At 73.2% G+C, this 14,649-nt stretch carries 9 protein-coding genes; 5 read left to right on the forward strand and 4 right to left on the reverse strand.

Annotated elements, in window-relative coordinates:
• From ABTW95_RS05590 to ABTW95_RS05605, 4 genes are read left to right on the forward strand one after another with little or no spacing between them, the layout of a single operon-like run.
• Positions 1 to 1,665, forward strand: coding sequence for a VMAP-C domain-containing protein (locus tag ABTW95_RS05590; RefSeq protein ID WP_500224903.1), 1,665 nt, complete (start codon positions 1 to 3; stop codon positions 1,663 to 1,665).
• On the forward strand, positions 1,666 to 2,637 hold the full coding sequence (locus ABTW95_RS05595; protein ID WP_500224906.1) for an AAA family ATPase: 972 nt from the start codon (positions 1,666 to 1,668) through the stop codon (positions 2,635 to 2,637).
• Entirely contained in the window at positions 2,627 to 7,852 is a 5,226-nt protein-coding gene (locus ABTW95_RS05600) for a caspase, EACC1-associated type (RefSeq protein WP_500224912.1), read from the forward strand. The genes ABTW95_RS05595 and ABTW95_RS05600 overlap by 11 nt, the downstream gene beginning before the upstream one ends.
• Before the next feature lie 45 nt (positions 7,853 to 7,897).
• On the forward strand, positions 7,898 to 8,473 hold the full coding sequence (locus ABTW95_RS05605) for a TetR/AcrR family transcriptional regulator (RefSeq protein WP_500224914.1): 576 nt from the start codon (positions 7,898 to 7,900) through the stop codon (positions 8,471 to 8,473).
• A gap of 51 nt (positions 8,474 to 8,524) precedes the next feature.
• On the opposite strand, the gene ABTW95_RS05610 is transcribed toward ABTW95_RS05605, so the two are convergent.
• The 4 genes from ABTW95_RS05610 to ABTW95_RS05625 all read right to left on the reverse strand — a co-directional run bounded on the left by ABTW95_RS05610 (position 8,525) and on the right by ABTW95_RS05625 (position 13,060).
• Positions 8,525 to 9,742 (reverse strand): hypothetical protein, encoded by a 1,218-nt coding sequence (locus ABTW95_RS05610; RefSeq protein ID WP_500224917.1) that lies wholly within the window; start codon positions 9,740 to 9,742, stop codon positions 8,525 to 8,527.
• A 160-nt stretch (positions 9,743 to 9,902) separates the two neighbouring features.
• Positions 9,903 to 11,972, reverse strand: coding sequence for a M6 family metalloprotease domain-containing protein (locus ABTW95_RS05615; protein ID WP_500224919.1), 2,070 nt, complete (start codon positions 11,970 to 11,972; stop codon positions 9,903 to 9,905).
• 122 nt (positions 11,973 to 12,094) lie between these two features.
• Positions 12,095 to 12,577 (reverse strand): ribonuclease E activity regulator RraA, encoded by a 483-nt coding sequence (gene rraA, locus ABTW95_RS05620; protein WP_396446617.1) that lies wholly within the window; start codon positions 12,575 to 12,577, stop codon positions 12,095 to 12,097.
• Between the two features lie 9 nt (positions 12,578 to 12,586).
• Positions 12,587 to 13,060, reverse strand: coding sequence for an Lrp/AsnC family transcriptional regulator (locus ABTW95_RS05625; protein ID WP_396446616.1), 474 nt, complete (start codon positions 13,058 to 13,060; stop codon positions 12,587 to 12,589).
• Positions 13,061 to 13,268: 208 nt separating this feature from the next.
• Here ABTW95_RS05625 and rocD point away from each other — a divergent pair, with 208 nt between their 5' ends.
• The gene (gene rocD, locus ABTW95_RS05630) at positions 13,269 to 14,435 is read left to right on the forward strand and encodes an ornithine--oxo-acid transaminase (protein WP_500225041.1); all 1,167 of its coding nucleotides are present in this window, start codon (positions 13,269 to 13,271) and stop codon (positions 14,433 to 14,435) included.
• Positions 14,436 to 14,649: the final 214 nt, after the last annotated feature.

A 14,649-nucleotide genomic window follows, 5' to 3' on the forward strand; every position in this document is an offset into this window, starting at 1 on the left:
GTGGACGACTGGCATTGGCGCGCCTGGGTCGGCCACCCGTCCGGCGGCAAGCTCGGCGCGGCGTTCCTGGTCACCGAGACGCGGCTGCTGACCTGCGCCCACACCGTCCACGGGATGGACGAGGCGCACGTCGGCTTCCCGGGCCACCTGGAGGATCTGCCCGCCAAGGTCGTGCGGCGCGGCGGCTGGCGGCGCGCCGGCGACCCGGGCGACGTGGCCGTCCTCGAACTGTCCGCTCCGGTCCCGCTGCCGCCCGCGCCGCTCGCGGCGCCCGGCCGGGCACGCGAACTGGCCGCGTCCGGGCGGGAGTTCGGCGTGTGCGGCTTCCCGCGCCGCAGCGACGGCGACGAGCGGCACGCGACGGTCAGGACGCACCCGGCCTGGGTCCGGCGGCGGGAGTGGTGGGAGCTGCGGGCCGTCGGCGGGAGCCTGGAGAAGGGCTACAGCGGGTCGGCCGTGTACGACATGGAGACCGGCGAGGTCATCGGGATGATGTCGGACGCCGAGTTCCGCGGCGACGCCCGCAGTGAGCTGGGGTCGATGCTCCCGCTCGACCGGATCCGGCTGTACTGGGAGGAGCTGGACGATCTGCTGCCGCTGGAGTGGCTGACCGCTTCGGCCCGGCGCGAGCTCCGGGAGCTCCTGGCCGGCGTGGCGTGCACGCCCGCTATGGCCGCCGAACTGGAGGCGGTCACCGGGCGTCCCCCGCTCGACGCCTTCCAGTCGGCCTGGCATTCGGTACGGCACGTCGCGGAGGGCTTCCGGGAGGAGCAGCTCGTCCGCTACCTGCGGGCGGTGCGCCGGCTCTCCCCGGAGCCCGCCGCGCGGCGCCTCACCGCCTGGTCGGGGCGGCACCTGCCGGAGGTGGGCCGCGCGCCCGGCCCCCGCCCCGAACCGCCGTCGGTGATCGTCCGGCTGGAGCGGCTGACGCTCGGCGACGCCTTCGACATCACCGTGCACCTCTGGGCGGACGGCGCGGCGGGCCCGTCCCGGCGGTCGGCGGAGGTGCCGAGGGGGCGGGTGCGGCAGGTCGTCGAGGAACACGTCGCCGAACTGGCGCCCGCCCTGTTCCAGCGCGAGTGGATGATCGAGTTCGCGGTGCCGCAGAAGTGGCTCAGCACGCCGTTCGAGCAGTGGTACCTGGACCCCGACAAGACGCTGCGCATGCGCCGGTACCCGGTCGTCGTCCGGGACGTGCGGCGGCTCCGCCCCGACTCCTTCGAACGCGACCAGGCGTACCAGCGCTGGCGGCTGCTCAACGAGCTCGGACGCAGCAACCCGCAGCGGATCACCTGCGACACCGCCCGGGACAGCGGCGTCTTCAGCGATCTGCTGGAGGCCAACGACGACTACTGCGTGCTGGTCTACGGGGCGCGCCCGCCCGACGAGTCGCTCCGGGCCGCGCTGAGCAACGGCGTCCCCGTCATGCTGTGGCCGCGGACGCGGTGCGGCGCCGGCCACGACGCGTGCCGCGGCCACGGCGTCCAGGAGGAGCTGGCCGAAGCGGTCAAGGGCGCGCACCCGGGCGACCTGCCCCGGCTCACCCGCGACCTGCGCAAGCGCGCGCTGCTCGCCAGGGACGAACCGCACTGCGGACGCGACCTGACGCTGCTGTGGGACGACCCGTCCCGCCTTCCCGACCCCCCGCTCGCCATGGAGGTATAGGTGCCGGACTGGCTGCTCTACACCGGGAGCCGTCGCACGCACGACGGCATCGAGAGGCTGCCTCCACCGCCGCCCTGGCGCGCGTTCGACGGCGAGCCCGTGCTGCCGACCCCGCCCGGTGGTTCGGGGAACGAGCACCAGGCGAAGACGTTCCGGCCGTCGGACGATGCCGTGCAGCAGGTCAACGCGGCCCTGTATCTGCGCCGCCCGCTGCTGGTGACGGGGCCGCCCGGTACCGGGAAGTCGACGCTGGCCTACGCGGTGGCCCACGAACTGGGCCTCGGCCCCGTCCTGCATTGGCCCATCACCAGCCGCACCACCCTGCGCGACGGCCTTTACCAGTACGACCCGTTGACGCGCCTGTACGCGGCGCAGCGGGAGGACGCGCCCGCCGACGAGGACATCGGCCGCTACATCCGCCTCGGCCCTCTCGGCACCGCGCTCCTCCCCTACGGGCGTCCACGCGTGCTGCTGGTCGACGAGATCGACAAGAGCGACATCGACCTGCCCAACGACCTGCTCACCATCTTCGAGAAGGGCGAGTACGAGCTGCCGGAACTGACCCGGCGGGCCGAGCCGACCGCCGAGGTCATGACGGCGGACGGGCCGGGCTCCCGCGTCACCGTCAAGGCCGGGACCGTCCGCTGCAATGCCTTCCCCCTGGTCGTGATGACCAGCAACGGCGAACGCGAGTTCCCGCCGGCGTTCCTGCGGCGCTGCGTCACCGTCGAGCTGCGGCAGCCGTCCGGTGAGGCGGAGCTCTCCGCGATCGTCCGCGAGCACCTGGGGCCGCTGGCCGACCGGAGCGAAGACCTGGTCCGCCGGTTCTTCGAGCGCTCCTCGTCCGGGACGCTGGCCACCGACCAGCTGCTGAACGCCGTCTACCTGTGCCGCCACGCCGACACCGAGGACCGCCGCGCCCTGGCCGACCGCATCATGCCGTACCTGACCGGGCCGGTCGATGACGATTGACCGGCTGCGGGAGGCCCTCTCGGCGATCGGGCCGCCGCCGGACGCCCGCGAGCTGAGCGAGATGCTGTGGCTCGCCTGCCACATCGCCCCCGCCGAGGAGCGCCCGCCTCCGGCCTCGCCGGCGCCGCCGCACGCCCCCGCCTCGAAGGCCCCGCGGCCGCCGGCCCCGCCCGCGCCGGCCGCGCCGCCGCCGCCCGCGCCGGAGCCGCGCACCGGGCTCCACCCGCGTCCCGCGCCCGGCGCCGAACCGGCCGGCGAGGCGTCGGAGGTGCTCGTCCCGACGGCGCCGATGCTGGCGGACGCCCTCGGCCTGCAGCGCGCGCTCCGCCCGCTCAAGCGCCGCGTCCCGTCCCCGCACCGCCGCGAACTGGACGAGGAGGCGACCGCCGCCCGCGTCGCCGACACCCGCCTGTGGACGCCCGTCCTCGCCCCGTCTCCCGAACGGTGGCTCAGCCTCACCCTGGTCGTGGACACCGGTCCGGCCATGCGCCTGTGGCGCCCGCTCGCCCGCGAGCTGACGGAGATGCTGATCCGCCAGGGCGCGTTCCGGAACGTCCGCGTCGCCTACCTGGACGCGACGGGCGGCGTCGCCTCGGCGCCCGGCGCCCCGCCCCGGGACCCGCGCACGCTCCTGGACCCCTCGGGCCGCCGGGTCGTGCTCGTCCTCAGCGACTGCTCCGGCCCGCACTGGTGGAACGGGCGCGCCGCGCGCGCCGTCCGCCACTGGGCCCAGGCCGGGCCGGCCGCGATCCTGCAGCCCCTCGCCGAACGGCTCTGGCGCCGCACCGCCGCACCGACGACGCCCGGCCTCGCCGTCCTGCCGCGGCCCGGCGCGCCGAACACCGACCTGCGCTTCACCTCGTTCGACGGCGCCGTGCCGCCGGGCGTGCCCGTCCCGGTCCTGGAGGTGGCCCCGCGCTGGTTCGGCACGTGGGCCCGCCTCCTGTCCGGCTCCGGCCCGCAGCCCGCCGCGATGGCCGCGCTGCCGTCCCGCCCTCCGGGTCCGGCGCCGGTGCGGCGGGAACGCGAGCTGCCGATCGCCGAGCGCGTCCGCCGCTTCCTCTCGACGGCCTCCCCGGACGCCGCCGAACTCGCCGCCCACGTCGCGGTCTCCGTCCCGTCGCTGCCGGTGATGCGCCTGATCCAGCACCGCATCCTCGGCGGCTCGGGGCCGGGCCGGCTCGCCGAGGTCCTGCTGAGCGGCCTGCTCCGCCCGGTCGGCGACGTCCGCTACGAGTTCGTCGCGGGCGCCCGCGAGGCACTCCTCGACACCCTCCCGCGCCCCGAGGCCCAGCACACCCGGCACGTCCTGAACGCCGTCTCCGCCGAGATCGAACGCCGCGCCGGCACCGCCGCCGAGACCTTCCGGGCACTCCTCCCCGCGGACGGCGGCCCGGTCCGCCTCACCGCCGACACGGACCACTTCGCCCTCCTCTCCCCCGAAACCCGCACCCACCTCGCCCCGGCGCCCCCGCCGGGTCCCGGCCTGCCGGATCTGCTGGGCGCCCCCGTCGGAGAACTGCTCCGAGCCTGGGAAGGCCCGCCGCGCGAGGCGGTGATCGGCAGGGACGCCGGCGGCCCGGTGGCGCTGGACGTGCTCCGCGGCAACCCGGACCTCCCGCACGGCTTGATCATCGGTCCGAAGCCCGCCCGGGGGGCGATGCTGCGGACGATCGTCCTCAGCCTCGCCCTGACCCATTCACCCGACACCCTCAATTTCGTCTTCGCGGACTTCGCACGGGGCTCCCCTTTCGCGGGACTGGACGGACTCCCCCATGTCACCGCCGCCGTCCACGCCGACGCGGCGGATTCGATGCGGCTCAGCCTCCTGGTGCCGGCGCTCGAAGACGAACGGATCCGCCGCACCGCCATGCTGGACCGCGCCGGCTTCGCCGGCTGGGACGAATACCAGGCGGCGATCGCCGGCGGCGCGGCGCACAAACCCCTGCCCGCCCTGGTCGTCGTCATCGACGACATCGGTCCCCTCTTGGAGTCGCGTCCAGACCTGCTGACCGCTCTCGCCTGGTTGTGCGAAACGGGGAGCCGCCTCGGCCTCAGATTCATCTTCTGCACGCCGGACGAGCCGCCGATGGCCGCCCCCCTCGCCGGCCACATCGGCTGGAACGCGGGACCGCGCGATGACGACGGCGCCTTCCTGCACGTCTTCGGGGACCGGGCCCACCCTCGGTTCGAACTCGCCCATGTGCCGCTCGACGCCGTCCCGTCCCTCATCGAGCAGATGCGCCAACGCGGCCCCAAGGCCGGCAAGCTCCCCTGGCCGCAGGAATCCGCTCCACGACCACCCGGCGACGCCGAGTCCCCGGCCGTCCCCGAGTTCGACATTCTCCGGCTGAACGGCGCCGGCACGAGCGGCATGTTCGAGGAGACGTGGGCGCGCTTCACCACCGTGCCCCGCAATCCCGCGATCGGCTACGACGCGGACGGAAACGTTCTCACCCTCTACCCGCTCGACGTCTCGTCCGGCCTCCCGCACGGCCTGATCGTCGGAGACCCCGGGGCGCGGCAGCGCGTCGTCCGCGCGATCACGCTCGCCCTTGCCGCCGGCCACTCCCCCGGCGACCTCACCTTCGCCTTCGCCGGTCTGGGCGAACATCCCCTCGGCGAGCCCCTGGACTTCCCGCACGTCCGCTACTCCGAGGACGAGCTGCTCGGACGACCGCAGAAACTGCAGGAGTTCCTCGACTTCCTGGCGGACGAACTCGACCGCCGTTCCACCAGGCCGCCCCGCGACCTCCCGGGAAGCTCCGACTTCGCAGCCGGCCAACGGCTCGGGAAGGAGCGGCCCGCTCCCTCACCGCCCACATCGATCCTTGACGCGCTGCCCCGCCTTCTGATCGTGGCCGATGTGTCGCTGACATTCCCGGTCAGCAAACCGGAAGTCGGCGAGGCGCTTCTCTCCTTGGCGCAACGAGGCCGGGCGCTGGGCGTGCAACTGCTGCTCACCTCGACCGCTGTCGAGAACACCGCGATCTGGGACCGCTTCCTCCCCCTCCTCGGCTGGCGCATCGTCGCGGGCCCGCGCCCGCCCGTGGAGCTCCAACGTGTCGTCGGACAAGCGAACCTCGCGTTCCCCGGCCGGCGGACGGCCCACCTCCTCGCCGGCGGCGGCGCCCCGCGCCGGCTGACCGTGGCGGAGGAGCCTCCCGGACCCGTGGTCGAGCGCTTCGTCCAGCGGACACGCGACCACTGGCGGAGCACCGCGGTCCCCGCCGAGACAGAGCCGGTCGTACCCGATCCGGAGCGGTCCCGCGCGGTGCTCATCGGCGTGTCCGAATACGCTGCGCTGCCGGATCTGCCCGCTGTCCGGAACAACCTGAACGGGCTGAAGGAACTCCTGTGCGACCCGCAGGTCTGGGGGTTGCCGGAACACAACTGCGTCGTCCTGACCGAACCGCGCTCTGAGACGGACATCCTGAACGCCGTTGAACGCGCCGCCCGCGAGGCGGAAGACACACTCCTCGTCTACTACGCGGGGCACAACTTTGACCTCGAAGTGTTCGGCCAAAGCAGTCTCGTGCTCCCCGGAGCCCAGTGGGGCGAAGAATCCCCGCCTTCACTCCCGTTCGAACGGTTGTACGGCGCGGTCGGCAATCCGGAAGGGCCGCCCCACAACATCCTGCTTCTCGACTGTTCGTTCATCGGACGCGCCCGTAAGAGCCCTGGCGTCCCCTTTGGATTGCCCGAGAGCGAGACGTACGTCCTGATAGCGGCGTCCGGAGGCGAGAGCGCGGCCTCCCCGGCCGGCGAGCCCTTCACCGCGTTCACCGGCGAGTTGATCAACATGCTCTGGGAGGGAGTGCCGAACGCGCCGGCCCGCCTCGACCTGGCGACGGTGCACGGCGTCCTCCGGGACCGGCTCGCCGCCAAGGGCCATCCGGTCCCGACGCTCATCGGCAGCGGAACCGGCGCCGCCGGCCTCCACCTGTTCCGCAACCGCGCCTACTCGGGCTCCGCGACGGAGCCGGCGGGCACCGCGCTGCCGGCCCTGATCGACCAAAAGATCCGGGAGCTGGAGGACGCCGTCACGGACGTCTCGGTCGGGACGACTCTCCGGCGCCTTCTCGAAGGGGAGGCGGCGGCGATCCGCGGGGGTCGCCCGCCCAGTCCACGGCATCTGGTCGTCACGGGTCCGTACGGGCCACAGGTCGAGGAACTGGCGCGACAGTACGGGCGGATACTCGCCGAGCTGGGCATCGTCTCCCACGGCGGCCTGAACATGGTCTCCTTGAGCGCGATCGGCCCCCACCTGGGCGACATCGCCGAGGCGATCCCCGAGCTGCTCCGGACCTTCCAAGAAGGGGTCCTCCTGATCGAGGACGGGCAGGCGGACGGCACCGGCTACTTCTTCCACCCCGAGGTGGTCCGGGCTCTGATCTCGGCGATGGACGAGCGACCCGACGGCCCGCTGCTCATCCTGTGCGGGGACGCGGAGTCGGTAAGCGCCGTCCGCGGCGCCGTCCCCGGCTTCGAGGAGCGTTTCACGGCGGTCGGCCGGATCGCCGGCCCGCCGCACAGGGTGCACGTGAGCGAACTGCCGGCCGTCTCCGGCGGACGGATACCCATCGGCATCGAGATCGAGACGGGCGAGCCCGCGTTCGTGGACTTCGACGAGGACCCGCATCTCGTGATCGCGGGACCGCCCGCCTCCGGACGCGCGAACCTGCTGCGGCTGCTCCTTGAGGGGATCGAGGCGCATCGCGCCGACCGCGAACCGGAGGTCCACGTCTTCGACGCCCACGGAATCCTGCGCCTGATCGCCGAAGAGTTCGGGCACGCCGAGCCGGTGAGCCCCGGTGCCGGGTACACCGACTCGCCCGAAGACTTCGCCCGGACCGTGTCCAGAGCGCTGAACGGCCCGCCCGCCACCGAGAAGTTCCTGTTCGCGATCGACCGCGACCTCCGCGACGACCCGCTCGCCGGACTCCCCCGTAGCCTGCTCAGCGCGGTCGGCCGCCGGGTGCACATCGTGCTGGCGCGTCTGCTGACCGTCCCCGGTCAGCCTCTCGACCCCCTCGTCTCCACGCTGCGCGACACCGGAGCGCCCGCGGTGCTGCTCGGGCACGCCAACGGCGAGGAGACCCGGCTGTACGGGGCGGAGCCCCCGCCGAGGATCACCGGGGTCGGCCGCGCGGTGCTGGCGTCCCCGACCCGGCGGCGCGTCATCCAGATCGCCCATGCCTCGCCCGAACCCTGATCACAATATTAGATCGAGCGGTCTATAACGTGTTAGCGTGCCGTTATGGGGCGGCCTAGGAAGTTCGAGGAGCGGCGGGCCGTCGAGGCGGCCATGCGGGCGTTCTGGGCGGCCGGATACGAGGCGACCTCGACGCAGGAGCTGTGCGAGGCGACCGGGCTCGCGCGCAGCAGCGTCTACAACACGTTCGCCGGCAAGCGCGAGCTGTTCCTCACGGCCCTGGCTCACTACATGGACGACCGGGCCGCCCGGCTCGTCCGGCTGATGGAGGACGGCGGGACGCCGCTGCGGGAGCGGCTGCGCACCGTGCTGGACTGGGCCGTCGAGCCGGACGAGGACGACCCCGCCGGGTGCTTCGTCGTGAACGCGACCGTGGAGTTCGGCCCCCGAGATCCGGACATCGCGGAGCGGCTCGAACGGCACCGGCGGGAGCGGTTCGCGGTGCTGAAGGCCGCCATCGAGGACGGCATGCGCGCCGGGGAGATCGACGCGCGGAAGGACGCAGCGGCGCTGGCGCACTTCGTGATCGCGGCGGTCAACGGGATCCAGGTCGCGGCGCGCGGCGGCGCCGACCGGGCGACCCTCCAGAGCATCGCCGACACCGCCATGCACTCGATCTGAACGGCCCCGCCGGACGGCGGAGGCCGGTCCCGGCCCTTTCGCAGCGGCGGTTCAGGAGCAGGAGTCCGCCCGGAACGACCACAGGGCCCGGCGGCCGGCGTATTCGGCGACCGTCCAGATGCGGTGGCGGCCCCGGTAGCAGGCGAGGTCCTCGGGGCCGTGGGAGATCGTCCGGCGCTTCACCTTGGCCCAGCCGTGCGAGGTCGGGTACGTCGTGAGGAGGGTGCCGCGCTTGCGGCCGTGGCTCTGGGTGAACCACCAGCGCCCGTGCGTCCGGACGGCGCCCTGGATCCTGTCCGCCGGGAGCTCGGCGCCCCAGCTGGGCCGGACGCGGCCACCGCCGGACAGGGCGCCGAGCCGCCAGGTCACCACGCGGCCCTGGGGCCACTTCGGACGGCAGTACTCGCCGGCGACGAGAGAGTGCGGCGAGGTCGTCCGGTCGATGGACAGCCAGGACATGCGCAGCGGGCCGGTGCCCCGGCACTTGCCGCCGACCTTGCCGTTGGCGAACTCCCAGCTGCCCGTCTGCGGCATCACGTAGCGGAAGCCGTGGCCGTAGTACTTCCCGTTGTGGAGGCCGACCCAGGAGGAGTGCGCGGTCGAGCCCCTCTTGCTCTTGGCCAGGTCGTAGATCTCGCGCATGTCGAACTCGCGGACGCCGTGCCGGGTGTCGGCGACGTACAGCTTGTCGCCGTACCAGGCGATGCCGCCGGCGTGGATGCCGATGTCGGTGTACGTCGCGCGCCCGCCCTTCATCACCGGTTCGACGAGCAGGACGTGCCGGTAGGTGCGGCGGTCCGGGTCGACGAACGTGAGCCGCACCTTGCCGCTGTCATGCCAGGACACCAGGATCGGCCGGCCGCCGCCCGCCCAGCGCTCGCCCGCCACCGCGTCCGAGACGGTCGTGACGCCCTGCGGGACCCAGCGCCGGGTGGTGGAGTCGGCCCGGTCGAAGCAGTACACGAGCGAGTGGGCGGGCACCGCGGCGGCGCGGCCGCAGCCGCGGCCCATCTTGGCCTGGCCGGACGAGCGGATCAGCGCGTCGACGCCGCTCCGGCCCAGCAGGCCGTTGAGCGCGCGGAGCGGTTCGCCGCGGTCGGCGCCGCGGCGGAGGACGAAATCGGCGGGGTTCAGGTCCGCCGGGGCCTTCGCGGACGCGGGGGCCGCCGCGGGTGACGCGTGGGCGGCGCCGGGGAGGGCCGCGAACGCCGCGCCCGCCGCGAGGAAGGCGACGCCCGGCCGGCGGAGTCCGATCACTGTACGCTGCATGATCATCACGGTTCGCAACGTACCTTGCGCCGGCGCCGCGGACGGGTCCGACATGACCTTGGGAAGGGCAACTTGCCTTTACGTGCGCGAGGCCGGCCCGGCGCCGGGGACCGGGAGCCGGGCGGGACGGCCCCCGCGCGGAGGGCCGTCCCGCGACGGGTCAGCGCAGGCGGCAGGTTCCGGTGCCGGACTTCGACGGGTCGCTCTCGGACGTCCCCGTCAGCCGCAGCCGCGCGTGCCGGGACGCGCCCGGCGCGGCCTTCGCCCAGACCTCGACGTGCGTCCCGCCGCGCGCCGGAGCGGTCGCCAGCTCGTTCGGCAGCCACGTCGTCCAGCCGTGGCCGGAGACCTGGGCCCGCAGGCGGAACACGTCCGAGGCGTGGTAGCCGGTGCCGCCCCGGCCGGTGTTGCGGAGCGCCAGCGTGCACTTCATCCAGCCGGAGCCGGCCGGGCGCGCGCTGCCGGAGGACAGCCGGACGCCGCGCCGCTGCGGGCCGGCGCCGTCCAGCGAGCTGATCGCGACCGTGTAGGACAGGACGCCCCGGCGGTCGCGCTTCAGGTCGAGGACGTAGAAGTGCAGCCGGTTCGCCTCGTCCACGTACTCGTACTCGCTGCCCGAGTCCGTGCCGGCGTGGTACAGGGCGTCCGACAGCTGGCGGTAGTCGCCGATCGTCATCTTCTTCGGCGTGCCGTCGGGCAGGACGAAGTCGACCTTGTCGATGTCCTGCGGGTTGGCGTCCTCGACCCAGATGAACGGGGCGCGGTCGCGGTCCTTCGTCTTCGCCAGCAGGACGCCGGAGTCGGGGGTGAAGGAGTCGGTGCCCATCCGGTCGACGACCTCGACGGTGTAGTTGTCGTACCCGCCGCCGTCGCAGAGCGGGTCGGTGCCGGTGTCGCACGCCGGGCTCTTGTCGCCGCCCTCGCCCAGCTTCACGTTGATGCCGGCCAGGCCGCCCTTGCCCGGCTCGACGGAGCGGGCCGTGACCCTGGCGACGACCATGCCCGACGCGGCGAGCGCGTCCCGGTCGAGCTGCAGCACCTTGTCCGGGTCGACCATGCCGAGCTTCATCTTGTTGCGGAGCATGTGCTGGGCGCCCATGGACCCGCCGCCCGTCGCCGGGATCGTCCAGCGGCTGTGCGGGCCGCCCGGCCCGTTGAAGGTCCCGCGGCTGAGCATGTCCCACGGGCCGCTGTAGGCGCGGCGCGGCGGATCGCTGTACGGGTTGTTGTAGTTGTCGCCGATGCCCAGGATGTGGCTGAACTCGTGGGCGTAGACCGACATGCCGGAGCTCTCCGCCTGGGTGGACGAGACGCCGAAGATGGCGTTCGGCCAGATCGTGGAGCCCGCCTGCCAGGACGTCCACGGGATGTAGCGGGTCTTCACCCAGTTCGGCAGGTCCGGGTCGTCCGGCCCCCACTCGTCCGGCACGTTCTCCGGCGCGCCGAACTTCATCTCGCCGAACTCCTGCCAGGTGGACGACTCGTCCTGCCCGGCGCTGAGGAAGAAGACGAAGTCGTACTTCGCGGCCGCCTCCTCGCCGACGTCGGCGACCCACGCGGCGCGGGCGTCGGCGCGCAGGTCGCGGTTGCAGGTGTCGCCGGCCGGGCAGCCGGTGCCGCCCTGCATGCCGTCCACGCCGTACTCGTGGTCCTTCGCGGGCATCTGGTAGGCGCCGAACCCGGTGAGGTTCACGCCGTACCGGCCGCCGGAGTCCTCCATCCAGTACTCGTGCATGGTGTGGCCGTGGTTCAGCTCCTGCGGCTTGTTGAGGAACTCCTCGTAGAACTTGGCGACCTTGTCACGGGGGACGTCCCCGACCTCGACCGGGTTGCCGAAGATGGAGGAGTTCTTCGGCTGCGTCACCTCGAACGGCTGGTTCGGGTAGTCGACCAGGACCACCGCGACGTTGAAGTTGCGCACCGATCCCTTCCGGGACGGGTCCGCCCACGACGTGCCGGGGATCGACCGGTAGTCGTCCCACGTCATCGTGTCGGGAAGCTCGTAGTTCTGCGGGTCGATGGGACGCGGGGCGCCCGCCGCGAACGAGCGGGCGGACGGCTGTTCGCGCTGCCACGGCTGCGTCCGCGGCCAGTGCCGCATCTGCCAGGGGTTCGCGGTCGGCTCCGGGATCGGCGGTGTCGGCTGCGCCGCGGCCGCGGGAGCGGCCGCCAGGCCCGTGACCAGCCCCATCGCCGCCGCGGGCACCAGCAGCATCTTCTTCGCGCGCATGTCTCCCCTACCTCTCAGGTGGGTTGCTGAGAGGTACGTAAGAACAGGGGATTCCGTCCCGCTAGGGCCGACTTAGCCGATCTTGCGTGGAATGTCCTGGCATGTCGAGCGATGCGCCCAGGTCACAGCGGAAGCTCGCGCTCGGCGACCACGATCCCGTCCTCGTCGCTGTAGAGCCAGTCGCCGGGGCGGAACTCCACGCCGCCGAACGACACCGGGACGTCCGCCTCGCCGGCGCCGTCCTTCGCGCTCTTGCGCGGGTTCGAGCCGAGCGCCTTCGCGCCGAGGTCGAGCCGGCGGATCGCCGCCACGTCCCGCACCGCGCCGTTGATCACGACGCCGGCCCAGCCGTTCGCCACCGCCGCCGCGGCGATCATGTCGCCCATCAGCGCGGACGCCAGCGACCCGCCGCCGTCCACCACCAGCACGCGGCCCTCGCCGGGGCCGTTCAGCAGCTTCTTCACCAGGCCGTTGTCGCGGTGGCAGCGCACGGTCGCGACCGGGCCGGCGAACACCGTCCGCGCGCCGTACTGGCGGAACTGCGTCTCGCAGCTGCGCAGCTCGTCCCCGAAGTCGTCGATGAGGTCAGCGGTCGCGAAGTCCATGACGGTAGCCTACTGGCCGGTAACCGGGGACCCCGAAGGCGCGTCGGTGGGACGGCCGATCAGCCGCGACAGCACGATCGACGTCTTCGTCGCGGTGATGTTGTCCTCCCGGCGCAGCCGTTCGAGGGCCTGCTCCAGATGCTGGATGTCGCGGGCCCGCACGTGCACCAGCGCGCTCGCGTCGCCGCTGATCGTGTACGCCGCGACGACCTCGGGATGGCCGCGGACGCTGGAGTAGATCTCCTCCGGGGACGTGGCGCCCGTGCAGAAGATCTCGATGAACGCCTCCGTCGTCCAGCCGAGCGCGGCGGGGTCGACGACCGCCGCGAAGCCGTTGATCACGCCGTCCGCGCGCAGCCGGTCGACGCGCCGCTTCACCGCCGGCGCCGACAGGCCGACCTTGTCGCCGATCTGCGCGTAGGATGCGCGGCCGTCCTCCAGGAGGCGCGCAACGATTCGACGGTCCAGCTCGTCAAGACGCAACAAATAACACCCCCGAAGTCGGTTTTCGTCATTGGTCGGCGGTCATTTCCGAACATACGCTGGGAAGCGGACCGGCGGCCACCTGACCCGCCCGGCCTCCTCCCCTCGGCACCGGACCGCCCGTCCGGTGTCCCAGCCATGCCCCGGCCCGACCGGCCGGGCCGAGCCGCGAAGGAGCGTCGTGTCGCGAACAGATCAGCTGCGGGCGATGTCCGAGGACCACAGCGCGCACAACTACCATCCCCTCCCCATCGTGGTCGCCGAGGCGGACGGCGTGTGGCTGACCGACGTCGAGGGCCGCCGGTACCTCGACATGCTGGCCGCGTACTCCGCCGTCAACTTCGGCCACCGCAACCCCCGGCTGACCGAGGCCGCCCGCCGCCAGCTCGACCGCGTCACCCTCGTCAGCCGCGCCTTCGACCACGACCAGTTCGGCCCCTTCGCGGCCGAGCTGGCCGAGCTGTGCGGCAAGGACATGGTGCTGCCGATGAACAGCGGCGCCGAGGCCGTCGAGACCGCGCTGAAGACCGCGCGCAAGTGGGGCTACGAGGTCAAGGGCGTCCCGGCCGGCCAGGCGAACATCATCACGTTCGAGGGCAACTTCCACGGCCGCACCACCACGATCATCAGCTTCTCCACCGACCCCGACGCCCGCGACTCCTACGGCCCCTACACGCCGGGCTTCCGGACCGTCCCGTACGGGGACGTCGAGGCGCTCAAGGCCGCGATGGACGGCGCCACGGTCGGCGTGCTGATCGAGCCGATCCAGGGCGAGGCCGGCGTGAACGTCCCGCCGAGCGGGTTCCTGCGCGCGGTGCGCGAGCTGTGCACCGCCAACGGCACGCTGATGATCGCGGACGAGATCCAGTCGGGCCTCGGCCGCACCGGCGCCACGTTCGCCTGCGAGCACGAGGGCGTCGTCCCCGACGTCTACGTCCTCGGCAAGGCCCTCGGCGGCGGCATCATGCCGGTCTCCGCCGTCGTCGCCGACCGCGACGTCCTCGGCGTCTTCAAGCCCGGCCAGCACGGCTCGACGTTCGGCGGCAACCCGCTCGCCTGCGCCATCGGCCGCGAGGTCATCAGGATCCTGAAGACGGGCGAGTTCCAGGAGCGCTCCCGCACCCTCGGCGCCCACATGCACGAGCGCCTCGGCCGCCTGCCCGGAGAGCTGGTCCGCGAGGTCCGCGGCCGCGGCCTGTGGGCGGGCGTCGAGCTGCACGGCAAGGCCCGCCCGGTCAGCGAACGCCTCATGGACCTCGGCGTCCTCGCCAAGGAGACGCACGAGACCACCCTCCGCCTGGCGCCCCCGCTGGTCATCGAGCGCGAGGACCTCGACTGGGCCCTCGACCAGCTGGAGATCGCCCTGAAGGGCTGACCGGCATGGCCGGTCAGGGCTGATGAGCAGGGCCGCCGCCGGTCAACGGCGCCCGGCGGCGGCCTTTCGCGTCGTCCGTGCCGCCGGGCGGGACCCAGGCGCCCGGCGGCACGGGCGACCGCACCGACGGCACCGACGACCGCGCGGGCGACGACCGCGCGGGCGACGGCCGCTGACGGCACCGCGCCGTTCACCGCAAGGCCGCGAGCGGTCA

This window comes from Spirillospora sp. NPDC127506 (assembly GCF_040302145.1).
GTDB lineage: Bacteria > Actinomycetota > Actinomycetes > Streptosporangiales > Streptosporangiaceae > Spirillospora.